Source organism: Nocardia salmonicida NBRC 13393, assembly GCF_001613085.1.
Classification (GTDB): Bacteria; Actinomycetota; Actinomycetes; order Mycobacteriales; family Mycobacteriaceae; genus Nocardia; species Nocardia salmonicida.
The window spans coordinates 35,458-59,750 of the sequence record NZ_BDBR01000045.1 but is presented as its reverse complement, the minus strand read 5'-3'; the positions used below and the strand labels follow the sequence as shown (position 1 = coordinate 59,750).

The 24,293-nt window shown below is 66.7% G+C and carries 26 protein-coding genes; 14 read left to right on the top strand and 12 right to left on the bottom strand.

What is annotated here, in order from left to right; all coding sequences use genetic code 11:
• Window positions 1-28 precede the first annotated feature (28 nt).
• Window positions 29-1,210, bottom strand: coding sequence for an MFS transporter (locus tag NS1_RS31900; RefSeq protein ID WP_062990522.1), 1,182 nt, complete (start codon window positions 1,208-1,210; stop codon window positions 29-31).
• Window positions 1,211-1,316: 106 nt separating this feature from the next.
• On the opposite strand from NS1_RS31900, the gene NS1_RS31895 reads away from it, so the two are divergent.
• The 5 genes from NS1_RS31895 to NS1_RS31875 all read left to right on the top strand — a co-directional run bounded on the left by NS1_RS31895 (window position 1,317) and on the right by NS1_RS31875 (window position 7,258).
• Window positions 1,317-1,766 (top strand): MarR family winged helix-turn-helix transcriptional regulator, encoded by a 450-nt coding sequence (locus NS1_RS31895; protein ID WP_062990520.1) that lies wholly within the window; start codon window positions 1,317-1,319, stop codon window positions 1,764-1,766.
• 67 nt (window positions 1,767-1,833) lie between these two features.
• A complete protein-coding gene (locus tag NS1_RS31890) occupies window positions 1,834-2,772 on the top strand; it encodes a hypothetical protein (protein WP_062990518.1) in 939 nt (312 codons plus the stop codon).
• A gap of 271 nt (window positions 2,773-3,043) precedes the next feature.
• On the top strand, window positions 3,044-4,396 hold the full coding sequence (locus NS1_RS31885; RefSeq protein ID WP_062990516.1) for a WS/DGAT/MGAT family O-acyltransferase: 1,353 nt from the start codon (window positions 3,044-3,046) through the stop codon (window positions 4,394-4,396).
• A gap of 44 nt (window positions 4,397-4,440) precedes the next feature.
• Complete coding sequence (locus NS1_RS31880) at window positions 4,441-5,559, top strand: NAD(P)H-dependent flavin oxidoreductase (RefSeq protein WP_056823967.1); 1,119 nt, start codon at window positions 4,441-4,443, stop codon at window positions 5,557-5,559.
• A gap of 262 nt (window positions 5,560-5,821) precedes the next feature.
• Window positions 5,822-7,258: a threonine/serine exporter family protein gene (locus NS1_RS31875; RefSeq protein WP_062990514.1), complete on the top strand. Its 1,437-nt coding sequence runs from the start codon at window positions 5,822-5,824 to the stop codon at window positions 7,256-7,258.
• A 9-nt stretch (window positions 7,259-7,267) separates the two neighbouring features.
• Here NS1_RS31875 and NS1_RS31870 read toward each other — a convergent pair whose 3' ends face one another.
• Complete coding sequence (locus NS1_RS31870) at window positions 7,268-8,041, bottom strand: GntR family transcriptional regulator (RefSeq protein ID WP_056823973.1); 774 nt, start codon at window positions 8,039-8,041, stop codon at window positions 7,268-7,270.
• Window positions 8,042-8,339: 298 nt separating this feature from the next.
• On the opposite strand from NS1_RS31870, the gene NS1_RS40460 reads away from it, so the two are divergent.
• Window positions 8,340-8,888, top strand: coding sequence for a hypothetical protein (locus NS1_RS40460; protein ID WP_157125501.1), 549 nt, complete (start codon window positions 8,340-8,342; stop codon window positions 8,886-8,888).
• On the opposite strand, the gene NS1_RS31855 is transcribed toward NS1_RS40460, so the two are convergent.
• Complete coding sequence (locus NS1_RS31855) at window positions 8,885-11,257, bottom strand: lysylphosphatidylglycerol synthase transmembrane domain-containing protein (protein ID WP_062990559.1); 2,373 nt, start codon at window positions 11,255-11,257, stop codon at window positions 8,885-8,887. The genes NS1_RS40460 and NS1_RS31855 overlap by 4 nt on opposite strands.
• A 162-nt stretch (window positions 11,258-11,419) precedes the next feature.
• Between NS1_RS31855 and NS1_RS39535 the strand changes: the two genes are divergently transcribed.
• The gene (locus NS1_RS39535) at window positions 11,420-11,854 is read left to right on the top strand and encodes an SDR family oxidoreductase (RefSeq protein ID WP_218019992.1); all 435 of its coding nucleotides are present in this window, start codon (window positions 11,420-11,422) and stop codon (window positions 11,852-11,854) included.
• Complete coding sequence (locus tag NS1_RS41970; protein WP_255284765.1) at window positions 11,851-11,985, top strand: hypothetical protein; 135 nt, start codon at window positions 11,851-11,853, stop codon at window positions 11,983-11,985. The genes NS1_RS39535 and NS1_RS41970 overlap by 4 nt, the downstream gene beginning before the upstream one ends.
• Window positions 11,986-12,021: 36 nt before the next feature.
• Here NS1_RS41970 and NS1_RS31840 read toward each other — a convergent pair whose 3' ends face one another.
• From NS1_RS31840 to NS1_RS31825, 4 genes are all read right to left on the bottom strand, one after another.
• Window positions 12,022-12,963 (bottom strand): MBL fold metallo-hydrolase, encoded by a 942-nt coding sequence (locus NS1_RS31840; protein WP_062990504.1) that lies wholly within the window; start codon window positions 12,961-12,963, stop codon window positions 12,022-12,024.
• Window positions 12,964-13,054: 91 nt separating this feature from the next.
• Entirely contained in the window at window positions 13,055-13,441 is a 387-nt protein-coding gene (locus NS1_RS31835) for an RNA-binding S4 domain-containing protein (RefSeq protein WP_062990501.1), read from the bottom strand.
• Window positions 13,442-13,444: 3 nt separating this feature from the next.
• Complete coding sequence (locus tag NS1_RS31830) at window positions 13,445-14,011, bottom strand: C40 family peptidase (RefSeq protein WP_062990499.1); 567 nt, start codon at window positions 14,009-14,011, stop codon at window positions 13,445-13,447.
• A gap of 330 nt (window positions 14,012-14,341) precedes the next feature.
• Window positions 14,342-14,593, bottom strand: a complete 252-nt coding sequence (locus NS1_RS31825; RefSeq protein ID WP_062990497.1) for a hypothetical protein — start codon at window positions 14,591-14,593, stop codon at window positions 14,342-14,344.
• 109 nt (window positions 14,594-14,702) lie between these two features.
• Here NS1_RS31825 and NS1_RS31820 point away from each other — a divergent pair, with 109 nt between their 5' ends.
• From NS1_RS31820 to NS1_RS31810, 3 genes are all read left to right on the top strand, one after another.
• The gene (locus tag NS1_RS31820; RefSeq protein ID WP_062990495.1) at window positions 14,703-15,884 is read left to right on the top strand and encodes an ATP-binding protein; all 1,182 of its coding nucleotides are present in this window, start codon (window positions 14,703-14,705) and stop codon (window positions 15,882-15,884) included.
• Window positions 15,885-16,149: 265 nt separating this feature from the next.
• Complete coding sequence (locus NS1_RS31815) at window positions 16,150-17,100, top strand: alpha/beta fold hydrolase (RefSeq protein WP_062990493.1); 951 nt, start codon at window positions 16,150-16,152, stop codon at window positions 17,098-17,100.
• Between the two features lie 191 nt (window positions 17,101-17,291).
• Entirely contained in the window at window positions 17,292-17,582 is a 291-nt protein-coding gene (locus tag NS1_RS31810) for an Rv0250c family protein (protein WP_056824003.1), read from the top strand.
• 68 nt (window positions 17,583-17,650) lie between these two features.
• Here the strand turns inward: NS1_RS31810 and NS1_RS31805 are convergent, their stop codons facing one another.
• Window positions 17,651-18,829 (bottom strand): thiolase family protein, encoded by a 1,179-nt coding sequence (locus tag NS1_RS31805; RefSeq protein WP_084465844.1) that lies wholly within the window; start codon window positions 18,827-18,829, stop codon window positions 17,651-17,653.
• A gap of 248 nt (window positions 18,830-19,077) precedes the next feature.
• Between NS1_RS31805 and sdhC the strand changes: the two genes are divergently transcribed.
• Genes sdhC through NS1_RS31790 form a run of 3 tightly spaced genes read left to right on the top strand, consistent with a single transcriptional unit; the run spans window position 19,078 to window position 22,619 of the window.
• The gene (sdhC, locus tag NS1_RS31800) at window positions 19,078-19,917 is read left to right on the top strand and encodes a succinate dehydrogenase subunit SdhC (protein WP_200950551.1); all 840 of its coding nucleotides are present in this window, start codon (window positions 19,078-19,080) and stop codon (window positions 19,915-19,917) included.
• A gap of 30 nt (window positions 19,918-19,947) precedes the next feature.
• Complete coding sequence (locus tag NS1_RS31795) at window positions 19,948-21,870, top strand: fumarate reductase/succinate dehydrogenase flavoprotein subunit (protein ID WP_062990491.1); 1,923 nt, start codon at window positions 19,948-19,950, stop codon at window positions 21,868-21,870.
• Between the two features lie 2 nt (window positions 21,871-21,872).
• On the top strand, window positions 21,873-22,619 hold the full coding sequence (locus NS1_RS31790) for a succinate dehydrogenase/fumarate reductase iron-sulfur subunit (protein ID WP_056824009.1): 747 nt from the start codon (window positions 21,873-21,875) through the stop codon (window positions 22,617-22,619).
• 45 nt (window positions 22,620-22,664) lie between these two features.
• Here the strand turns inward: NS1_RS31790 and NS1_RS31785 are convergent, their stop codons facing one another.
• The 4 genes from NS1_RS31785 to NS1_RS31770 all read right to left on the bottom strand — a co-directional run bounded on the left by NS1_RS31785 (window position 22,665) and on the right by NS1_RS31770 (window position 24,249).
• Window positions 22,665-22,802: a hypothetical protein gene (locus NS1_RS31785; protein ID WP_240505140.1), complete on the bottom strand. Its 138-nt coding sequence runs from the start codon at window positions 22,800-22,802 to the stop codon at window positions 22,665-22,667.
• Window positions 22,803-22,940: 138 nt separating this feature from the next.
• Complete coding sequence (locus NS1_RS31780; RefSeq protein ID WP_056824014.1) at window positions 22,941-23,150, bottom strand: DUF397 domain-containing protein; 210 nt, start codon at window positions 23,148-23,150, stop codon at window positions 22,941-22,943.
• Complete coding sequence (locus NS1_RS31775; protein WP_056824017.1) at window positions 23,147-23,347, bottom strand: DUF397 domain-containing protein; 201 nt, start codon at window positions 23,345-23,347, stop codon at window positions 23,147-23,149. Before NS1_RS31775 ends, NS1_RS31780 begins: the two co-directional genes overlap by 4 nt.
• The gene (locus NS1_RS31770) at window positions 23,344-24,249 is read right to left on the bottom strand and encodes a helix-turn-helix domain-containing protein (RefSeq protein WP_062990489.1); all 906 of its coding nucleotides are present in this window, start codon (window positions 24,247-24,249) and stop codon (window positions 23,344-23,346) included. The genes NS1_RS31775 and NS1_RS31770 overlap by 4 nt, the downstream gene beginning before the upstream one ends.
• Between the last annotated feature and the right edge of the window lie 44 nt (window positions 24,250-24,293).

Sequence of the window (24,293 nt, the reverse complement as noted above, 5' to 3'; positions counted from 1 at the left end):
CCGCTGCGCACCGGGGATTTTCGTCTCTCTAGACCGCTGCCACAGGTTCGGCGACCGAAGGCCGAACGGCACGCTCACCGCGGGTAGCCGCGATCAACACCACCAGCCCGGTCACCGCGAACCCCATCCCGACCCACAGCGGTGAGACCCAGCCGAACCCGGCACTGATCGCCAGCCCGGACAGCCACACGCCGAGGAAGTTGCCCACGTTGAAGGCCGCGATATTGGCCGACGAGGCGAGAGTCGGTGCGGCACCGGCATGGTCGAGCACCCGCATCTGCAGGCCGGGGGTCGCGCCGAAGCCGAAGAAGCCCATGGCGGGCAGGAGCAGCAGCGCCGCGATCTTGTGATCGGCGAGCAGCGCGAACGCCGCCAGCGAGAGCCCGAGGGCCAGCGCGAGCGCCAGCAGGGTACGGGTGAGTGCGCGGTCGGCCCAGCGGCCGCCGAGCAGATTGCCGAAGAACAGCCCGCCACCGAACAACACGAGCAGCCAGGGCACCACACCCTCGGAGAACCCGGTGACACGGGTGAGCAGCGGCTCGATATACATGAACGCACCGAACATGCCACCGAACACCAGCACGGTCATGACCAGCGAGTACCAGACCTGGGTGTTGCGGAATACCGACAGTTCGGCCCGCAGGTCCGGCCGTTCGCGGGTGGTCGATGCGTCGGGGACGAGCGCGGTGATACCTGCCAGCGCGACCAGCCCGACGACAGTGATCACCACGAACGTGGCTCGCCAGCCCCACTGCTGTCCGATGAACGTCCCCAGCGGGACGCCGAGAACATTGGCGACGGTGAGCCCGCCGAACATGATCGAGATGGCCCCCGCCTTCTTCTCCGGCGCGACGAGCGAGGACGCGAGCACCGCCCCGATGCCGAAGAACGCACCGTGCGCGAGGGCCGCGAGGACCCGTCCGCCGAGCAGTGCCGCGTAGCCGGGAGCCAGCGCCGAGGCCGCGTTGCCGACGACGAACAGCACCATGAGCAGCTGCAACGCGCGCTTGGGTTGCCAGCGGTTGACGAGCGGCGTGAGCGCGAGCGCGCCGATGACGACGGCCAGCGCGTAACCGGAGATGAGATAGCCGGCGTTGGGCACCGAGACGCCCAGGTCGGCCGCCACCGGGGAGAGCAACCCCGCGATGACGAATTCGGTGAGTCCGATGCCGAAGCCCCCGAGCGCGAGAGCGATGAGACCGAGTGGCATGTGAACGCTTCCTTCCAACAAGAGCCGATTACCCGCGTGTGCAACTAACGATAGACGACGCTAGTTGCACACGCGCTATATTGCAACCGCCAGCTATACTCGTCACATGGGTATTGCTGATGACGCCATCGAGGTGCGGGCGACCGGCTGGCGCACCCTGGCCGCGCTACACGCGCACATCGAGACCGCGCTCGAACGCGAGCTGGTGCGCGAGCACGAGCTGTCGATCGTCGAGTTCACCGTGCTCGACGCACTGGCCCGCCAGGACGGCTGGCACATGCGTATCTCGCAGCTCGCTCGCGCTGCCGCACTCTCGGCGAGTGCGACGACCCGACTGGTCAATCGACTGGAAGACCGTGGCTTCCTGGTGCGCGTGCTGTGCGCCGACGACCGCCGCGGCATCTACACCGAACTCACCGAAACCGGCCGAGCCGCCTACGAAATGGCGAAACCGACCCACGATCGAGCACTCGAAACCGCACTCGCCGACGCTGAACAGATCCCGGAACTGGCCCCCCTCATCGGTTTTCTGCACGGGGTTCCGACGCCGAGCTGACACGCGACATCGATGCCAACGCGCCGATCATGGTGACTGTTGCGGGTACCGGTGCAATGATCGCTTGGTGACTCAGTGGCTTCCACTCCTCGGCTCGCTCCCGGTCGCCGGCGCAGTTCTGGTCGGCCTCATCGCCAACAACCGAACCCACCGCGAAGGAATCGCGGCCGCCGATGAGCGCGGCAGGCAGGCACTCGACGCCGCGCAGCGCAATGTCGAGCTGTCGAATATGGTGGGCGACCAGCGCGATCACGAGGCGTGGCGCCGCGAGGCGGTGCTCGCCGCGGTCGCCTCGATCCTGGAGACCTCAGCCTCGGTGCGCTCCGATCTGACCACCTGCGGCGAGTGGGATCTGGTCACGGCCGACGAGATCGACGGCGTCGGCGCGCAGATTCACAAGGTGATCTGGGATCGCCCCGGCAGCATGCTGACTCGCCTGCGGGTGGTGGCGCATCGCCGGATCCCCAACAAGTGCGAAGACCTGCTACGCACCCTCACCGCCGCCCAGCACATCACGATGCAGCGGCTGAAACTGCACATCGACGTGGAGGCGACCGTCGAGGAGCTCGAGGAGATGGCCTCGCTGTGGCAGAAGGCGATGCGCCACGCGGCGGAGCAGGAGCGGGCGCTGGTCGAGACGACACGCATCGAACTCGGCATCGAGATCGCGTCGAAAGGCACGGGGGTAGAGCCTGTTCCGGCGCCTCAACCCGCGACCACCGAAACCCGTTCGGAAGAAGTCGCCTTCGAGGAAGTCACCGAGGAACGGCCCACCGAACCGGAGCGAACAGCCGAGCCGGAGCAGCCCCTCGAGCCGGAGCAGGTCGTCGAGCCACAGCAGTCGGTCGAGCCACAGCAGTCGGTCGAGCCACAGCAGTCGGTCGAGCCACAGCAGTCAGTCGAGCCACAGCAGTCAGTCGAGCCAGAGCGCGCGAACGAGGCGGCGCGGCAAGATGATTCGCGCGACGCCGTCGACCCGCGGGAAGCACAGACCGTCAAGGTCTGACCTCGACGAACGTAAGCCGGGCCCGGCCGGATTCTCCGCGCCGGGCGGCTCGAACAGCTCGTTTTCGAACAGCTCGAGCATCCAGTAGCGTTCCGCCGAATGAACATCCGGCGAACAGCATAGAGTTCGTGATGGTCTGAGCGTTCAGCTGACGCGACACCATAGGGCCGGGTAGCGTGGATACATGGCACGCAGGGGTGCCATACCCGACAGCGTGGTCGATCGTCTGAAGACTTTTCACCGAACCACTCTCGTCAGGGGGCGATCTCTCATGGATTTCATCGCGCCGTTGGATGCGCTGTTCCTGCTCGCGGAATCTCGTGAGCACCCGATGCACGTCGGATCACTGCAGTTGTTCGAACCGCCGGAAGACGCCGGTCCCGAATATCTGCGCGAGTTCCGCGACACCTTGTTGGCCGACAAGAACGTTCGGCCCACTTTCAGTAAGCGGCCCGCCACCTGGCTGGGCGCACCACAGATGGCATGGACCCAGGACAACCACGTCGACCTGGACTATCACGTGCAGCGCAGCGCCCTGCCCGGACCGGGCAAGATCGACCAGCTGCTCGACCACGCGTCGACCTTGCACAGCGGCCTGCTCGACCGGCACCGGCCGATGTGGGAGGTGCACTTCGTCGAGGGCCTGGCCGACGGACGTTTCGCGCTCTATTGGAAGGTGCATCACGCACTGGTGGACGGGGTTTCGGCCCAGCGCCTCATGCGCCGCACGCTGAGCACCGATCCGTTCGCGACCGAGCTCATGCGGCCGTGGAACCTGCCGCGCAAGGTCGGCCCGGCCCGCCCCGGCAAGTCGCGGCTCGGCGGGCTGATCGACACCGTCACCTCGGCGCGCTCGTCGACCACCGCGTTGATGAAGGCGACCCGCACCGGCCTGCTGCAGCAGCAGCTCACCCTGCCGTTCGAGGCGCCGCGCACGCTGTTCAACGTGCCGATCGGCGGCGCCCGCAAGTGCGCGGTGCGCAGCTGGTCGATGGATCGGGTCAAGCAGGTGAAGAAGGCCACCGGCGCAACGCTCAACGATGTGGTGCTGACGATGTCGGCGGGTGCGTTGCGGGCCTACCTGCTGGAGCGCGACGCTCTTCCGGACAAGCCGATGATCGCACTGGTACCGATGTCGTTGCGCGAGGAAGACGATGTCGACAGCCAAGGCGTGAAGGTCGCGGCGCTGCTGTGCAACCTGGGTACCGATATCGCCGATCCGCTGGAACGACTTCGGGTGGTGAGCGAATCGACGCGTCGCAACAAAGAGGTGTACCGCTCGCTCACGCCGATGCAGACGCTGGCGATGGCCGGAGTGATGTTGAGTCCGCTGGCGGCGATGCTGTTGCCCGGGTTCGCCTCGGTGGCGACGCCGCCGTTCAACATCGTCATCTCGAATGTGCCCGGTTCGAACGAGTCGCTGTACTGGAACGGCTCGCGCCTGGACGCCACGTATCCGCTGTCGATCCCGCTCGACGGGCAGGCCGTGAACATCACCCTCACCTCCAGCGGCAACAACCTCGATTTCGGCCTGGTCGGCTGCCGCCGCACACTGCCCGACCTGCATCGACTGCTCGATCACCTCGAGGATTCCCTGGTCGCGCTGGAGGATGCCGCGCTCTAGAAATTAACCATTTTCGACTAAAATAGAACGTGTTACAGTTCGGTATGCGTACCGAATTCTGCGAACAGCTCGGCATCGAGTTCCCCATCTTCGCCTTCACCCACTGCCGCGACGTCGTAGCGGCGGTGAGCAACGCGGGCGGGTTGGGGGTACTCGGCGCGGTCGGCTTCACCGCTGAACAGCTCGAGGTGGAGCTGGCCTGGCTCGACGAACACGTCACCGGCATCTACGGCGTCGACCTGGTGATCCCGTCGAAATACGAGGGCAAGGGCGTCGACGGGCTCTCCCCCGAGCAGCTGGAAAAGCAGCTGGCGCAGATGGTTCCGCAGGGCCATCGCGACTTCGCCCAGCAGATCCTCACCGACCACAACGTGCCCGCGCTGCCCGACGGTGAGCACCACAACGAGTTGCTCGGCTGGACCGCGACCACCGCCGGTCCGCAGGTCGACGTCATCCTGAACCACCCCAAGGCCAAGCTCGTGGCCAACGCCCTCGGCACCCCGCCCGACGACGTCGTCAAGCGCATCCAGGATTCCGGCCGGGTGATCGGCGCGCTGTGCGGCTCGGTCAAGCACGCGATGAACCACAAGGCAGCCGGCCTCGACTTCGTCGTGTGTCAGGGCACCGAAGGCGGCGGACACTGCGGCGAGGTGTCCTCGCTGGTGCTGTGGCCGCAGGTGATCGATGCGATCGGCGATGTGCCGGTGCTGGCCGCCGGTGGCATCGGCAACGGCGCGCAGGTCGCCGCGGCCCTCGCGATGGGCGCGGCGGGCGCGTGGACCGGGTCGCTGTGGCTCACCGTCGAAGAGGCCAATGTGCCGCCCGCCCAGATGGACACCTACCTCGAGGCAACCAGCCACGACACCATCCGCTCGCGTTCCTGGACCGGCAAGCCTTGCCGCATGCTGCGCAACGACTGGACCGACGCCTGGGAATCCACCGAGACCCCCGACCCGCTGCCCATGCCGCTGCAGATGATGGTCGCCCTCGACGGCGTGAAACGCGGACACCGCTACCCCGAGGCCGCCAAGGACGTGAACTTCAACCCGGTCGGGCAGGTCGTCGGCATGATGAACAAGGTCGAACGCAGCGCCGACGTGGTCAACCGCCTCGTGGAGGAGTACGTCACCGCCTACGACCGCCTCACCCGACTCAACGGCTGAGCTCTTCCGCCTCCCCGCGAACTTCAGCCAAACTCAGGTGCGGGGAAAGCCGACGCCGCGGCAAGCTTCGGAGCCGAGCCGGTCAGCCCGTACCCGATGAGTTATCCATGTGCTTGCGAGATCTCGGGAACCGGCGCGACTCCATCGGTTGCTGGAACCGCTCACTGTCCGGGCCAGCACTACACTCGGCGTATCTCACCTGCGGGGCGGTGTTCAGCACACCGCCCCGCGGCATTGCCCTACGGTTGCGGACGGCGGTGACATGGCTTCGGAGGAGTACACGAGCAAGACCTGGAAAGTGGCCAGGACCCGAGTCACCCACGCCATCGCCAAGATCCGCGAGGAATACGCGAAGGCCACGCCACGGCCCACCGAGCACGAACCCGTCGACCCGCCGGTACCCGCCGATCTGCTGAATCTGCTGTGCCGCATCGGCGTGGCTCTGGTCGGCGCGGGTGAGACCTCCGCACGGGTGCAGGTCATCCTCGACAAGTTGTCGCGACGCTACGGCACCGACAACATCCATTTCATGGTGTTGCCCACCGCGGTCTTCGTCCGGGTACGCACCGACGAAAGCTCCGCGATCGACATGCTCGACGCCCGCGTCGGCACCCTGCCGCTCGACCAGATCGACGGCCTCTACCGGCTCATCGACCGGATCGAGCAGGACGCGCCGCCGCCGAGCCAGGCGTCGACGGATCTCGACAAGATCCTCACCCAGAAGCCCGGCAGTCCGCCGTGGCTGATCCTGCTCGGGCAGGTGGTACTGACCGTCGGCATCGGCATGATGCTCAACCCGGGCGCGCGGGCGCTGGTCGGCTATGTGGTGCTCGGCCTCGTCGTCGGCGCGCTGACCCAGCTCGCCGACAAGGTGCGGCTGCTGTCGATGGCGTTGCCGGTGGTCGCTTCGGCGGTGGCCGCGGCGCTCGCGTACGGCTTTCCCGGTGCGCTCGCCGGTGGGCAACCGCAGCAGTTGCTGATTCCCGCGGTCGCGACGCTGCTACCCGGCGCGATGCTCACCAACGGCACGATCGAGTTGGCGACCGGATCGATGGTGGCCGGTGCCAGCCGGGTCGTCTACGGCATCAACATGCTGTTCCTGCTGGCGCTGGGTTCCTACGTGGGGATCAGTGTGCTCGGACCGCTGTCGGGTCCGCCGGTGAGCACTGCCCAATTGGGTTGGTGGGCACCGCTGCTCGGGGTGCTGCTGATCGGCTACGGGCATTCGTGGCGGTCGAGCGCGCCGCAGAACACGGTGGGCTGGCTGCTGCTTGTCCTCTATGTCACCTACGCGGCCCAGGTCCTCGGCAAGCACGTGTCCGGTCCGCTGACGGGCACATTCCTCGGCGGGCTCGTCGCCGTGAACGCCGCGTATCTGATCCAGAGCCGCAAGCACGCGCCACCGACCCAGGTGGCGTTCCTGCCCGCGTTCTGGATGCTGGTGCCCGGCGGGATCAGTTACACCGGGATCTCCGACCTGGTCACGCATTCCCTATCGGGGGTGTCGAGCGGCGGGCTGGAGGTGCTGGTGTCGGCGCTGCTCTCGGTGATGTCGATCGCGCTCGGCGTGATGGTCGGCTCGGGTCTTGCCACCGCGCACACGCCGCGTGTCAGCACCCTCATCGACACGGTGGTGCCACACCATCTGCCCTGGATACACACCGCGGGCACGTCGAAGAAACCCGACTCAGACAGCTAGCCGTTCGGTTCAAACGGCCGAGCTCAGTGGCACCGTGTGGATCGGCGTCTCGCCGACGAGCTGGCCGAAGCGGGCGATCACCTTCTCGTGGTACAGCGCGAACAGGTCCTCGAACAGCGCGAGTTGCGCCTCGCTCGGCGGGGAGTCGGCGTCCCATACCGCGAGCAGCGCGCGCCAGACGAGTACGTGCAGATCGGGGGCGACCGCGAAATAGGCGGCGATCGCCTCCGGCACTTCCACGACCATATCGGCGATCGAATTCAGCACCGCGCGTTGCATACTCATCTCGAGCACGCCGAGGAGCTTGCGCACCAACGCGATCTCGGCGGCGATGATGCGCGCGTGGTCGGGCACGGCGTGGCGCGCCATCGCCTCCAACTCGTCGACGGCGGCGGCGAGCTCGGCCGGATCGAGCACCTTCTCCCCCGCGGTGTAGGCGAGCAACGCCTCGCCGACGATCCCGCGCTCCACCTCGACGATGTCGGTGAACATCTCGGCGGCGACCGCGGGCGCGGTGATCGAGAACCGGAACAGGTGCCGGTAGACGTCCATGCCGCCCTCCACCCGCACATCGCGGATGGTGAATCCCTTCCCGCGCCTGGCCTCGACGAATCCGTAGGACTCGAGCCTGCCGAGGATGAGCTGGGCGGTGGCGCGGTTCATCCCGAACTCGTCGGCGACCTGACGCACCGACGGCATCAGCTGGCCGGGGCGGTACTCGCCGGTGGCTACCCGGCGCGCCAACTCATCGGCAACGTCGGCGACCACCGTCCGGGATCCCATCGAAACACCTTTCGGTCATCATCCGGCTACGTCCCAGACAGTTTAGGCGCTGGAACCCGACCCCGCACCCACCCGCCTGCGCTGTGGGGGCGGTTCACGTCACCCAGCTGTTCATTGCCTGGAACCGACCGAACAGCTTGTTCGGCAAGCGGTGGGCAACCCGGCCGATACCGAGGCAGGCGATGCCTGAACCGCAGATCGTTCGCCAGGCAACGCACGCCGCTGGATCAGACAGCACTGTGCGACACCGTGATTGAATACGCAGGCAACAGGGCAGCTAAACATCTTGGGAGGAATTGTGAGAACAACTCGGCTCGCCGCGAGCGCGGTTGCCGCACTCGCCGTGATCGCAGGCTTGTCCGGCTGCAGCAAGAACGAGGAGGATCACTCAGCGCACGCGTCGAGCACCACCGCGACGCCGACGACCTCCGCCGCGGCCACCACCGCGACGAAGCTGACCGGTAGCTCGGCCGCCCCGCTGCCACCGCCGAGTCCGACCCATCCACCGCAACCCGCCCCGAGCCCGGTCCGCACGGTCGACCCGGCCATGCCCCCGGTAACGACCACCAGCAGCGTCCCGCCCGTTCCGCCGCCCGTCATCGACGACGTGAACTGCGGACCGGTCACCGACGCGGGCGGCGCCACCCGCACCGTGATCGCGATCGGCACCGCCGACGGCCGTCCCGGTTGCACCGAGGCGATCAACGTGGCCACCACCTACGTCACCACGATCGCCCCGTCCGATTCGGTCGTCGTCGAAGGCTGGCAGTGCAATTCCCAGCCCGATACCCAGGTCCCGCAGGTGTGTTCGAAGGACGGCCTCGTGATCGCGTTGCGCGCGAACTAGATCATGTCCTTCTTGTCGAGCCAACCCATCACCGGCCAGCCCAGACCGACCGGGATCCAGCAGGTCAGTACGCGGTAGAGCAGTACGGCGGGGACCGCGATCTCGGCCGGGACGCCGAAGGCCGCGAGACCACCGATCAGCGCCGCCTCGACCGCGCCGACGCCACCGGGGGTCGGCGCGGCCGAGGCCAGCGTGCCGCCGATCATGGTGACGATGGTGACGGCCACGAAATCCGTGCCACCACCGAAGGCTTCGACGCTCGTCCACAGCGCCAGCGCCTGCCCGAGGGTGATCATGCCGCAGCCGCCGACGATGACCACGAATCGCTTCGGGTCCTTCGCGAGGTCGACGAGTTCGCCGAACACTTCCTTGACCTGCGGGCGCACCGAATGATTCACCCAGCGACGCAGCGTCGGCACGAACATGAACGCGCCGATCAGCCCCACACCCACGCCCGCCGCCAGATACAGCACCGTCGCGTCGGGCACGATGTGGGCCAGGTTGCTCGATGTTCCGGCCACCACGCTGAACACCACGAGCAGCACCAGGTGGGTGAGCACCTGCATCGACTGCTGCATCGCCACCGCGGCCGTAGCCCGCAGCGTGGACATGCCCGCCTTCTGCAGGAACCGCACGCTCAGCGCCAACCCGCCGACACCGGCGGGGGTGGTCGTCGCCACGAAGGTGTTGGCCAGCTGCTCCACGAGCAGGTAGCGCATCTTGATCAGGCCGTCCGCACAGGCACCGAGCGCGGCGGCGGCGCCGACGTAGGTCAACCCCGACACGGCCAGACCCGCGAGCGCCCACCACCAGTTGAGCGTGCGCAGCTGACTGAAGAACGTCGGCACCTGGCTGAAGAACGGATACGCCACGTAGACCAGAGCGACCAGCAGGACGAGCTGGATGAGCTGGTTACGGGAGAAACGGGTGATCTGCTCGGACTGGATGCGGTCGTGACCGGTTTGCCTGCGCACCTCCTCACGGGCGGTGGACATCACTTTGGTCCACTGCGGTACCGACTTTCGGATGCCGATCGACATGGCCGATTTCGTCAGGCGCCGGGCCGCGACGGCGACCTTGTCCTCGCCGAGTGCCTCGATCGCCGCCGAGACCGCCTCGTGTTTGCCGTAGAGCGAGGTGGTGGTCACCAGCAACTGGGCGATGTCGGTCTGACGTTGCGACTCGGCCGAACCGAATTCGGCGGCGGCGAAACCGCCGAACAGGGTGTCGCCCTGGCTGACTCGCACGAAGTCGGGTTGCAGATCGCCGAGGCTGATCTGGTTGTCGTGCAGGCGAAGCAGCGAACGCCACACCCCGGGCAGCACCTGCGCCGACAAGGTCGCGATCGGCGTACCGCGAGGCATGGTGTGCGCGTACAGCATCCAGCCGCGACTCAGGCCCGCCACCACGACCTGATGGCTGTCGGCCATCCCGAGGTCACCGATCGCGATGCCGAGCAGCGCCCGATGTTCCACCGCACGGTGCATCGATCCGTGCAGCGGCGCGGTCTCGCTGGAGCGGAAGGTGATCCAGCGCCACACCTGCCGGATCGCGCCGAAGCTGCGCTGGTTCATGCCGTACAGCTCGACGACGATCTCGTCTTCGGGCCCGTCGACCTCGGTGGCGAGCAGCAACGGTCCGCGCCCGGCCGGCCGGTCCACCCGGAAGGCTTTCACGGTGTGCCCCCGCCCGGCGAGCACCCGGACCGCGGCGTCGAGGGGCACCTCGAGCGCGGGCGTGCCGACCAGCCAGACGATCACCGCGCCGACCAGCCAGCCGACCGCCAAGCCGAGCATCGCCCGCGCGGGCACCACCGAGCTCACCACCAGGTGGATCGGCGCGAACATCAACAGCAGAAACCACATCCAGCGCCGGGGCCGCACCGGCAGCCACGGGCTCGACACGGTGAGCATGGCCGCGAGCATCGCGATCCAGCGTGGATCGTCGAGGAACTGGGAAAGGAAGGTGTCGAAGCGGTCAGGGATCGGCATGTGCCATTTCGGCGTGGAGATGCCCGCGCCGGTGATCGACAGGGCGAGCACCGCGAACAGGCCCGCCGCCCCGTACCCGGCCAGCAGCTTCCACTGCCTGCGCAACACGAGTTCGATGAAGATGGCGAACGGCAGTGCCAGGATGAGCATTCCGTAGATCAGGTAGACCATGGTCGCCTGGTCCTGGCTGAGGAAGTCCACGATCTTGGCGACCGAGCGTTCCAGCGCCAGCCACTCCGGCCGGGTGATCAGCGAGCCCGCGACCACCACGGCTACACCTATCCCCGCCAGCACCACCCGGACGATGTCACTGGTACGCCGGATCAGCGGTTGCAGGAGTTTCCCCGTGACCGGGATCTCCCGACCGTCGACTCGCATGAGCCGCACGATACACACCGACACGCCGCGGACCCGCCGGGACATCACCCAACCAGCACGGTCGTTCCCGCGTGCCGTGAAGCCGATCACAGGCCGTCACAATCACTGGCGTTACCCCGTCCAGGAAGTAGGAAAACCTCCACTCAGCCGGAAGGAACGATCATGCAGGTTCTGCTCGCAGGTGCCACCGGCGCCATCGGCCGTCCCCTGATCCGCGCGCTGACCGCGAACGGGCACAAAGTTTCCGCGCTCGTCCGCACTCCGAACGCGAACCCGCTCGTGCGCGAGCTCGGCGCCGCCCCGATCACCGCCGATGTGCTCGACCGCGAGGCACTCCTGCGCGCTGTCGACGGTCTGCGCGCCGACGCCGTGATCCATCAGGCCACCGCCTTGCGCGATGCGAAGATGCAACTGGCGTCAACACCTGGGTCCATGTCGAGGACGCGGCCGCCGCGACCGTCGCCGCACTCGAACGCGGTGCACCCGGCCGCGCCTACAACATCGCCGACGACAATCCGATCACCTGGCAGGAGTTCTTCGCGGAGGTCGCCCGCAGCCACCGGACTCCGCGCCCGATCCGCTTGCCCGCGTGGATGATCCGACTGGCCGTGCCCTATATCGGCGCGCTCATGTCGGATACCTCGATGCGGATCTCGAGCCGGCTGGCCAACGACGAATTGGGTTGGAGTCCTCGGTATTCCAGCGTTTCCGCCGGTCTCGCCGCCTGACGGATCGATCCACCGCTTCCGGATGCGTTACGCGGGTCAGTGCGGCGCTCTCGCCATGACAGCGGCGCGGTCGTGGCCGGGGATCACTTCGATATCGGCCGGGAGGGCATGCAGTCGATGAATGGTTTCGAAGGCCCGGTCGCGGTTGGCGTCGAGTAGTTCGCCCAGGAGCGGAGCCTTCTCCCGGATGAGGTCGATCTGCAGGGTGCTCCAGACCGCGTCGCCCGCGAGCAGGACGCGGGAGCCGTCGTCCACGGCGAGCAGGATGCCGACACTGCCGGGGGTATGGCCTGCCAGGTCGACGATCAGGACGGAGCCGTCGCCGAACAGGTCGTGACTACGGGCGAAGGTCAGAACCGGCGGCCCGTCGAGTTCGTAGAGGTCGAAGGCGCGCCCGCGCAGCGGCCCTCGGGCGACGCCGAGCGGCACCTGCGCACCGGCCATGGCCCACCGGTACTCGATATCGGGCACGCGGATCGGGACCAGGCCGGGCAGTTCGTACAGCCCCGCGACGTGGTCCCAGTGCAGATGTGTCGGCAGCACGAAGTCGATGTCGTTGCCGGTGAGGTCGTGGGCGGCCAGTACCTCGCTCAGCCCGTGCACCGGGCTGTCGGGGGCGACCAGCAGCGGCACCGGAAAGGGCAACTCGGGAAGCACTCGCTGGTGCACGCCCGCGCAGATCGCCGGGTCGACCAGGAAGGTGGCCTCCGGGTGGCGGATCAGGAACGTCGACATGGTCAGCTGCGTGGACCGCAGGGTCCGCACACCCTCGACGACGATCGCCGTCGGCGCGGACAGCTCCGCCTGCACGAGCGCGGTCAGACCTACGGTGTTGTGCGCGGGAGGGACGGGAACGCACTCCAGCCCGTCGAGAAATGCGGTGTCGGCGCCGCGCGGCCAGAGCAGCCGTGGACCCGTGGTGACGACAGCGACCCAGCAAGCGAGAACAGTCGATAACATCGTCGTGCGCTCACCCATATGTGCCACCGTAGGCGATCGCCCACACCCCGACCACCGGGCCAGGTCGAGCCGCTGTTGTCAGCGGCCGACGCCCGATGACATTCGGCGTCTAGTCGGTGCGGCCCATCAACCGATCTGTTTCGCGTCGTTCACGTTTCGTGGGCCGACCCGCACCACGCTCGCGCTGCGGCAGGGTGGCGAGGACCTCTTTCGGAGGCGGCGGCGGGCTGCGATCGATCAGGCACTGGGCGGCGACGGGCGGACCGACGCGCTTGTGGATGATCCGCTCGACGACGACGATGCGCTCGAGGCCGGCATGACGGACTCTGATCTCGTCACCCGGGCGGACGGTCAGCGCCGGTTTCGCCGTTACCCCATTAACGCGCACATGCCCGGCGCGGCAAGCTTCTGCCGCGGCCGAGCGTGTTTTGAACAGGCGCACTGCCCAGGTCCACGCGTCGACGCGGGCCTGGGTCTCGGAGTGCTGGGGGGTCACCCCTTAGACGATACGGCGAGCCGTGACGACGTCGTCTGCGCTGAGGTGGGTGTAGGACACCGGGGTGCCCGACTGCACGGCGTTGAGGAGCTGACCGTTGCCCGCATAGATACCGACGTGGCCGCCACCGTTGGTGATGACGATGTCACCGGCCTGCAGGTTGTCGAACGAGACGGGAGCGCCGACGTGCGACTGCTCGAAGCTGGTGCGCGGCAGTTCGACACCGGCCTGGCGGTATGCCCACTGCACGAGGCCGGAGCAGTCGAAGCTCTGCGGGCCCGCGGCACCCCAGTTGTACTGGGCGCCCAGCTTGCCGCGAGCGGCGTCGAGGGCGACGTTGCCTGCGGTCTGCTGCTGCGGCTGGGAGAACGGGTTGTCGAAGTTCACGCTGGGGAGCTGCGGTGCGGCCTGGCCCTGAGGGGCGACCATCGCCTGCAGCTGCTTCTCGACCTGCTGCGCCGGCTGCTCGAGCTCTGGCGGCAGATCGAAGTTACCCAGACCGGGGATGTTGATCGTGGCGGCCTGCGAAATCGCGGGCATCGCACCGGTTGTAGCGGCCACCGCGCCCATGACGAGGGCACCCTTGACGGAATTCGGCAGTCGAGAATCCCGCTGCAAGCTGTGTTTACCCACCGAGACGAGTCTCCGATCTTGCTACTCTCCCGCCGCTTCGTCGCGAATCGCTTGGCGATCATGACTATTCGGCGGTGACCCAGTGGCGCCGCTCCTCTGACGAACCGACAGACTCCACTAAGTCACGAGAAGATTACGGCCTGTGATGAGCGCTGTCCAGCGAAGCACGCAAGTTGTTTTCTTCCGACCGGAAAAGCCCAGAACAAGGGCTACGGCACCGGCGTGTCGGCGCGAGTAACGATTTCATCGTCACCGCCGCGCGGCGCGTTACCGATCGCGTAGCGCGCGCTCGAGTTCGTCGATGCGCGTCCTGGCGTCGGCCAGGTCGACCTCCAGCCTGCCCAACATGATCATCAGCGGCCCGATCGCCAGGTCGGCCACCACCTGCGGATCCGGGTCGTCGTAGCCCGCGCCGATCGTTGCCAGCAGGCCGCGCCGGATCGTGTCGGCCAGGTGCGCGCCCTGCGGCAGCGGCCAGCTCGCCACGATCTCCGCGGTGGTCTGAGGTTCGGAGGACATCGGGCTCCATTCCGGTTTCGACGGCAGTTCTCGGTTTCGCTAGCAGTATCTAGGACACAGCCGAGAGTTACCGAGATTCTCCCGTGCCCACGCGCTACGGTTATCCGGCATGGACCCCGTGCGCAATCCGTATGCACCCGGCGCCGGCCAGCGTCCACCCGAATTGGCCGGGCGCGACAAACAACTCGCGGCGTTCGACATCGTGCTCGAGCGCATCGCCCGCGGCCGACCGGAACGCAGCGTGATGCTCACGGGTCTGCGCGGTGTCGGGAAGACCGTGCTGCTCAATCAACTTCGCTCCGCCGCCATCTCGCGCGGCTGGGGTACCGGCAAGATCGAGGCACGGCCCGACCAGGATCTGCGCAGGCCACTGTCCTCGGCCTTGCATATGGCGGTGCGCGCGATCGCGATGTCGCACCGCAATCCCGAGCGCGTCGACGATTTCCTCGGCATCCTCAAGGCCTTCGCGTTGCGCGCCACCGCGGACAAGGGCATGCGCGAACGCTGGCAGCCCGGTATCGATGTGCCCGCCGTGACCGGTCGCGCCGACTCGGGCGATATCGAGATCGATCTGATCGAACTGTTCAAAGAGGCGGCCGCCCTCGCCGCCGATATCGGGGTCGGCATCGGCATTTTCATCGACGAAATGCAAGACCTCGGCCCCGCCGACGTGTCCGCGATCTGCGGCGCGTGCCACGAGCTGAGCCAGGACGGCGCCCCGTTGATCGTCGTCGGCGCGGGCCTGCCCCATCTCCCCGCGGTGCTCTCGGCCTCGAAAAGTTACTCGGAGCGACTCTTCAGCTACCACCGGATCGATCGTCTCGACCGCCAGTCGGCCGACCTCGCCCTCATCGCGCCCGCCGAACGCGAGGAGGTGAAGTTCACCGAAACCGCGCTCGATTCGCTCTATCAAAGAGCTGACGGCTACCCGTATTTCGTCCAGGCCTACGGCAAAGCCGCCTGGGATCAGGCACCCGAGAGCCCGATCACCGCCGAAGACGTCGCGGTGGCTTCCCCCGCGGCCGAAGAGGAACTGGCGGTCGGCTTCTTCGGCTCCCGCTACGAACGCGCGACCCCCGCCGAACGCGAGTACATGCGCGCCATGGCCGACCTGGCGGGCGACGACGCCCCGGTCGCCACGTCGGCGGTGGCCGCCGAGCTCGGCCGCAAGCCCGCCTCGGTCTCCCCCGCGCGTGACGGCCTGATCAAGAAGGGCCTCATCTACTCCGCCGAGCGCGGCACGATCGGCTTCACGGTCCCCCACTTCGGTCGCTATCTCCGGAGCGTATGAGCATCTTCGGATTTCTAGCAAATCACCTAGAGATACGAAGAATTCCCTGCGTAGCCACTCCTCGACAGTCGTCTACAAATTTCTAGTGAAAGTGCTAGATCTCCGAAGATCGTCCTGAGTAACGATGCGCGCCCACCCGGAATCGTTTGCGCATCGAGTGGATAACGCGAGGGTTGACCGGTTAACACGCTGGAAACCTTCTCCGAAACACCAGGCAGGAACGCATATTCCTCAGGGCGTCCCGCCGCAGACGGAGGAGGGCGCAATGTCGAAAACCTTCCCTATCACCGGCACCGGCGGTCGCCGCTGCACTGTCGTCGCCGATGACGGTGTGCCCATCGCGGTCCGCAGCTTCGGCGACAAGGACGCGGCCCTGACCGTCGTTTTCGTCCACGGCCACTGCCTGCACACCGAATCCTGGTCGTTCCTGCGCGACCATCTGCTGCGGGATTGGGCCGCCGACGCCCGGATGGTCTTCTACGACCACCGAGGCCACGGCGAATCCGGGCACGCCCACCACGCCACCTACACGATCGACCAGCTCGCCACCGATCTCGACGCGGTGCTGCGCGCGGTCGCACCGACGGGGCCCGTCGTACTCGTCGGACATTCGATGGGCGCGATGGTGGTGCTGGCCTACGCCCGCCTCTACCCGGCGGCCATCGGTCACCGGATCGCCGGGATCGGCCTGATCGCGGGCGCCGCGGGCGGCATCACCGAGGTCGGCCTCGGCAGACTCCTCAATCGGCACGCTGTGGCCTCGCTGCAGCGCGCGGTCGTGGCCGCGCCCAGGATGATGCAGGCGTCGAAGCGCTTCTCCCGCTGGATCTTCGGACCGCTGATCCGCGAGGCGAGCACGGGCACCCGGCGCCTGAGCCCGCGCGTCGCGGCCATCGCCACCGCGGTGCTCAACGAGACCGCGCTGCTGACCATGTCCGGCTTCCTGAGCTCGCTGCTCGACTTCGACGAGGCGAACACCCTCGCCCGCTTCGGCGATCTGCCCGCTCTCGTCCTGGCGGGCTCGGCCGATCTCATGGTGCCGTTCACCCACTCGGTGGTGCTGGCCTCACAGCTGGCGGGCGCCGAGCTGGTGCGGATCGAAGGCGCCGGTCACAGCGTGATCCTCGAACACGCCGAAGACGTCGCCCACTCGATCACCACGCTGGTCGACCGGGCGAGGATCGACATGCGCACTCGCTACGCCGTCGCTGGGTGAGCACAACAGTTACCGGACGGCAATCCTGTGTTCTCCCACAACTTCGGGCGTAAACCGAAAAGATCCGTTATTGTGGTGGAGATCACGTTGTGTGGTGAGTCACACGGCTCGGTGCAGTGCGGCCCGGGACTTTTCGGGCGTACCCGTGATCCGGCGAGTCGGTATGCCCGCCATATACACAGGAGGTAACGATGACACGCAGCGATATCGCGGAACTGCGCTACGCGGTCGGCCAACTCCGGCAATCGATCGGCGCACTGCGCTCCAACTACGGCGACGCGGCCACCATCCGTCGTCTGGAGAACGACCTCGAGCGGCTCGTCATCGACGCCGAGGACTTCGAGCAGGCACCACCGCCGGAACTCGCCGTCCCACGCCGGTCGGAGCCGATCTACGTCCCCGACAGCAAGTCCGACGAAGCAGCATGGATGGGCGCCCAGGACGAAGGCCTCGGCTTCCACTCCCGCCCCAGAACGAAGTAAGAGCCTGATCACCGGCGCGACGGCCCTGCCATCAGGGTCGTCGCGCCGACCAGTATTTCTGGAGCTGACTACCCGGCTCGGTGCCGGCCCAGTTTGCGGGTTCGGGAGCCGTGGAAGCGGGCGCCGCGTGGGACTTCGGTCGGTTCGTCGGCTTCGGCCGATTCGAACAGAGCCGCGATCCCGTGATCGTGGCCGAGCGCGATGGCCTCCAGTCCGTAACGACCGCCGGTGCGGCCCAGCTCGTGCAGCATGGTCGTCATGATCCGCAGGCCCGTGGCCCCGACCGGGTGCCCGAGCGCGATGTCGGAGCCGTTCACATTGAGCCGGTCGAGTGGGTCGAGTTCCCATTCGGTGGCCAGTGCGAGCACCTCCACCGCGTAGCCCTCGTTGATTTCGAGCAGATCGATCTCGTCCAGCGAGCACCCGGCTCGCCCGAGCAGCTTCGAGACCGCGGGCGCTGCCCCCAGTCCGGGACCCGCGTTGTCACACCCGGCGGCGGCCCAGCCCGCGAGAAACGCCATCGGCGTCACCCCGAGCTCGCCGAGCCGGTCCTCGGCGACGACCAGGCACGCCGACGCCCCGAGCCGATGCGAACTCATGTTTCCGACTGTCACCACGCCCTCGCGCAGCAGCGGGCGCAAACCGGCAAGCGTGTGGGTCGACAGGTCGTCGCGCACGCCCTCGTCACGGGTGATCTGGTGATCGCCGAACCCGGCGGCCACCCCGACGACCTCGGCCGCGAACGCGCCCTGCCGCCAGGCCCGAGCCGCCTTGCGATGACTGGCCACCGCGAACTCGTCGGCGGCATTGCGGTCGATCCCGTAGTAGTGCGCCAGCCGCTCGGCGTTGTGCAATCCCGCGGTCCCACCGGGTAGCCCCGCATGGGTCGTCGCGCATTCCACTCCGCCCGCGACCACCACATCCGCGGCGCCGGTCTGGACCATCATCGCCGCGGTGATCACCGCCTGTAGTCCGCTACCGCCGTGTTTGTCGGTGACGAAACCGGGTACTGCGAAAGGTAATCCGGCACCGCGAGCGGCGAGCGAACCGACCGCGGGCACATCGGAGAGGCCACCATCGATACAGGCCATGGCCACATCGTCGATGCGTAGCGGGTCGATTCCCGAGCGTTCGATCACGGCGGACAACACCGTGGTCGCCAGCCACTCGGCGGGCATCCCCGACAACGCACCGCCCTCCACGCCACTGGGCGTACGGACGGGCGCCACGATCGCGGCTCTTCTCATTGCGCGTCACGCTCCTCTCCCCGGCACGGGGGAATACCTGTCACAGGGCACCACAGGTTTGTTGCGCAGGCATGACGGGTCGCCACGACCTTCACGCCTGTGATCGAGATCACCGCCATGTGTGGTGACCGAGTGCATGAGACCCACCGCGAGCGGCATGAACAGAGGCGTATGGTGCTCCACATCACAATCCATCGCGGTGGGTAATGATCACTGCCGCAGACCCGAAGATCAGCGAGGCATCCACCGTGAGTGCCGCACCGACCGCTTCCCCCGCTTCCCACTCCGCGGGCACCGGCGTCTTCAGCAGAACGCGCGCCCGCATTTCCGCGCGCACCCTTCGCACCGACCGCTGGTGGCTGCCGCCGCTGTTCACCGCGCTCGGACTCGCCGCGTTCGTCACCTACGCGACGATCAGATCCTTTGTGCGGACGGCCTATTGGGTGCCCGAGTTCCACTATCTGACGCCGTTCTACTCGCCGTGTCTGAGCGACTCATGCGTTCCGGGATCGGCGCATTTCGGTACCCCGTTCCCCGAGCTGCCGATGTGGATCCCGCTCGGTTTCGTGGTGCTGCCGTTCCTGCTCGGCTTTCGGCTGACCTGCTACTACTACCGCAAGGCCTACTACCGCTCGGTGTGGTTCTCGCCGCCCGCCTGTGCGGTGGCCGAGCCGCACGCGCGCTACACCGGCGAGTCGCGGCTGCCGTTGATCATCCAGAACGCGCACCGCTACTTCTTCTACGTGGCGCTGGTGGTCTCGCTGATCAACACCTACGACGCGATCACCGCGTTCCACGGCAGCAGTGGCGGTTTCGGTTTCGGCCTCGGCAATATCGTCCTGCTGGTCAACGTGATCCTGCTGTGGGCCTACACCCTGTCGTGCCATTCGTGCAGGCACATCGTGGGCGGACGGCTCAAGAACTTCTCCGCCCATCCGGTGCGGTACTGGTACTGGACCCAGATCTCCAAGCTCAACACCCGCCACATGGCGCTGGCCTGGACCACTCTCGGCACCCTCGTGCTCGCCGACTTCTACGTGATGTTGGTTGCGAGCCAGACCATTTCGGACCTGCGGTTCGTCAACTGAGCCGCGACAACGCGAGGAGCTTGTATTTCAATGCCAGACGTGGAACGGCACGACTACGACGTCGTGGTGATCGGGGCGGGCGGCGCGGGTCTGCGAGCCGTGATCGAGGCACGCGAACAAGGGCTTTCGGTGGCGGTGGTGTGTAAGTCGTTGTTCGGCAAGGCGCATACCGTGATGGCCGAGGGTGGTTGCGCGGCGTCGATGGGCAACGCCAATGAGAAGGACAACTGGCAGACGCACTTCAAAGACACCATGCGCGGCGGCAAGTTCCTCAACAACTGGCGCATGGCCGAACTGCACGCGCAGGAGGCGCCCGACCGGGTGTGGGAGCTGGAAACCTATGGGGCGCTGTTCGACCGCACGGCCGACGGGCGGATCAGTCAGCGCAACTTCGGCGGCCACACCTACCCCCGCCTCGCCCATGTCGGCGACCGGACCGGCCTCGAACTGATCCGCACGATGCAGCAGAAGATCGTCTCGCTGCAGCAGGAGGACTTCGCGGCGACCGGCGACTACGAGGCCAGGATCAAGGTCTTCGCCGAATGCACGATCACCGAATTGCTCACCGACGGCGGGGCGATCGCCGGCGCGTTCGGCTACTGGCGGGAATCGGGCGGCTTCGTGCTGTTCAAGGCGCCCGCGGTCGTGCTGGCCACCGGCGGAATCGGCAAGTCCTACACGGTGACATCGAACTCATGGGAGTACACCGGCGACGGCCACGCGCTGGCACTGCGCTCGGGCGCGACGCTGATCAATATGGAGTTCCTCCAGTTCCATCCCACCGGGATGGTCTGGCCGCCGAGCGTGAAGGGCATCCTCGTCACCGAGGGTGTGCGCGGCGACGGCGGCGTGCTGAAGAACTCCGACGGCAAGCGGTTCATGTTCGACTACATCCCGCCGGTCTTCAAGGGTCAGTACGCCGAAACCGAGGAAGAAGCCGATCAGTGGTTGCGCGACAACGATTCCGCGCGCCGCACTCCCGACCTACTCCCCCGCGACGAGGTCGCCAGGGCGATCAACGAGGAGGTGAAGGCGGGCCGCGGCACCGAACACGGCGGCGTCTACCTCGACATCGCCTCCCGCATGCCCGCCGACGAGATCGTGCGCAGGCTGCCGTCGATGCACCACCAGTTCAAGGAACTGGCCGATGTCGACATCACGGCCGAGCCGATGGAAGTCGGCCCCACCTGCCACTACGTGATGGGCGGGATCGAGGTGAACCCCGATTCCGGTGCGGCGCTCGTCCCCGGATTGTTCGCCGCCGGTGAGTGTTCCGGTGGCATGCACGGCTCGAATCGGCTCGGCGGCAACTCCCTGTCGGACCTGCTGGTGTTCGGCCGCAGGGCAGGGCTGGGCGCGTCGGCCTACGTGCAGCAGCTCGCCGACAAGCCGACGCCCGCCGAAGCCGACATCGAAGCGGCCGCGAACACCGCACTGGCGCCGTTCGATGCGCGCGCGGACGGTTCCGGCGAGAACCCGTACACCCTGCACTCCGAACTCCAGCAGACGATGAACGACCTGGTCGGCATCATCCGCAAGGAACACGAGGTGCGCGCGGCGATCGACAAACTCGCCGAGTTGCGCGCCCGCTACGCCAACGTGGCGGTGCAGGGCAAGCGGCCGTTCAACCCCGGCTGGCATCTGGCCCTCGACCTGGCCAACATGCTGATCGTCAGCGAATGTGTCGCGCAGGCAGCGCTGTTGCGTACCGAGAGTCGTGGCGGCCACACCCGCGACGATCACCCCGGCATGAACCCGGACTGGCGCAACACGTTGCTGGTCTGCGCGGTCGATCCGTCGTCCGATGCCCAGATCCCCGACGTCACCGTCACCCGGGCCGATCAGACGCCGATGCGCGAAGACCTACTCGCCCTGTTCGAACTGAGCGAGCTCGAAAAGTACTACACCGAGCAAGAATTGGCTGAGCACCCGGCAGCCGAGGGAAAGGCGTAACCATGGGATACGACGCCCGGTTCCGGGTCTGGCGCGGCGACATCGAGGGCGGCAGCCTCGAGGACTACACGGTGGCGGTGAACGAGGGCGAGGTGGTGCTCGACATCATCCATCGCCTCCAGGCCACCCAGACTCCCGACCTCGCGGTGCGCTGGAATTGCAAAGCGGGCAAGTGCGGTTCGTGTTCGGCGGAGGTGAACGGGCGCCCGCGTCTGCTTTGTATGACGCGAATGTCGACGTTCACCCAGGACGAGGTCATCACCGTCACGCCGATGCGGACCTTCCCGATCATCAAGGACCTGGTCACCGACGTCTCGTTCAACTACGAGAAGGCACGGGAGATCCCCTCGTTCACTCCGCCGCCCGGTCTCGCGGCGGGTGACTACCGGATGAAGCAGGTCGATGTGGAGCGCTCCCAGGAGTTCCGCAAGTGCATCGAGTGCTTCCTGTGCCAGGACACCTGCCATGTGGTGCGTGATCACGAGGAGAACAAGCCCGCCTTCGCCGGCCCGCGCTACCTGATGCGCATCGCGGAGTTGGAGATGCACCCGCTCGATACCCGCGATCGACGCGAAATGGCCCAGGAGGAAGCAGGTTTGGGCTATTGCAATATCACCAAGTGCTGCACCGACGTGTGCCCCGAGCACATCAAAATCACCGACAACGCCTTGATTCCACTGAAAGAACGGGTCGTAGATCGACAATTCGACCCTATTGTCTGGCTCGGCAATAAATTGTTCAGACGGTAGGTACTGTTGTCGCTGCGGGGTGCGAAGCCCCGCAGCGACGGCTGCCTACAAGACAGCGACAGTCCCTACAGCGACTAATCCGACCAGTAATCCGATGAACAACGCCGACAGCAAAGAGCTGGTGAGAACGTAGATTCCGATCGCCGATACCGCGAACAGCAGGATCACGATCAGGCGTTCCACCCCGTCCTCAGGCGCTAGCCTCCGGTACCGGGGTGGCATTTTCTTCAACCCTCGGTCCATATACCCGGGTTACCCGACCGAGCGCCGCATCAAACCTCGGCCTATGCCGAATATCTATCGTACTGTGATCTAGCGTGATCAAGGACGATCGAACTCACCGTCGTGCACGCCCGCGGTGAAGGCGGTCCATTCACTCGGGGTGAAGATCAGCACCGGACCCTCGGGATTCTTGCTGTCGCGCAGGGCCACGTGCCCCTCTGCCAGCATGGCGACCTCCACGCTCCCGTCACCGGTGCCTGCCCGCAACCAGGTGGCGCCGGTGGTGTCGATGTCGCGCTTGGTGTTCACGCGAACGCGCCGGTGTCGATGCCACGGGTGAAGTCGTCCCAGCTCGCGCCGTCGAACACCAGGGCGGGACCCGCGGGATTCTTGCTGTCGCGCACCCCGACGTGCCCGCCGAACAGGAAAGCTACTTCGACGCAATCCTTGCCTGCACCACTCCGAGTGCTCTTGAACCAGTGTGCGTCAACAAGATCGAAACTCATGCCACATACTCCTTCGCGACCTGCCGTAGCAAGTCTCTACTCGGTGGGATATCCAGCGCATGGCGCTGGAGGCATTCGTGAGCCCGGTCGTACCTTCGAACATCCGCGCGTCGTTCCAGGTAGAGGTCGCCGGTAAAGCCTTCGGCGTACACCACCGGCGGTTCGACCGGTTGCCCCTTGCTGTCGGTACCGAACTCGAGAACCGTGAAAGGTCCGGTCGAGACTCCGAGTGGAACTCCGGCGGCAAACGGCAGGATGCGCAATGCGACATTACTTCGGGAACTCGCGTCGGCGAGGTGTCGCAACTGCGCAGCCATCACCTTCGCATCACCGACGATGGTACGCAATACCGATTCGTGCAGAACCACATCGATCTCGGCGGGTGAATGCTTGCGGGTGATCAACGCCTGACGTTGCATCCGCAGTGCGACCCGGCGATCGAGCTCGTCGACCGAATCCTTGGGAAAGCCGAGATGATTCAGTGCCCGTGCGTATTCCGCCGTCTGTAGCAGACCGGGAACCAGTTCGGATTGATAGGCGCGCAACCGGTGCGCCGATGCCTCCAGACCCACATAGATATCGAAATTCTCGGGAATCAGATCCCCATAGGCGTGCCACCAACTCTTCACGGCGGCCTGCTGCGCGAGACCGGTGAGACCGCTCGCGAGATGGTCGGGAATGCCGTAGATCCGGCACAGTTCGTGGACATCGATGGTGCGGATGCGGTCGGCCTGCCCCTTTTCCAGTCGCTGCAGGGTGCTGGCGCCCCACTCCATCAGCCGGGCGGCCTCGGCGATGGTGAGCCCGGCCTGGGTGCGCCAGTCGCGCAGGTAGCGACCGAGTTGACGACGCGGCAGGGTCGAGGAGACACCTGCCTGCCCGTCTGTTCCGTTCGATGCCACAGCCCCGCTCCTTCTGTGTCGCACGCCGCCATCCGCTCCGAGCC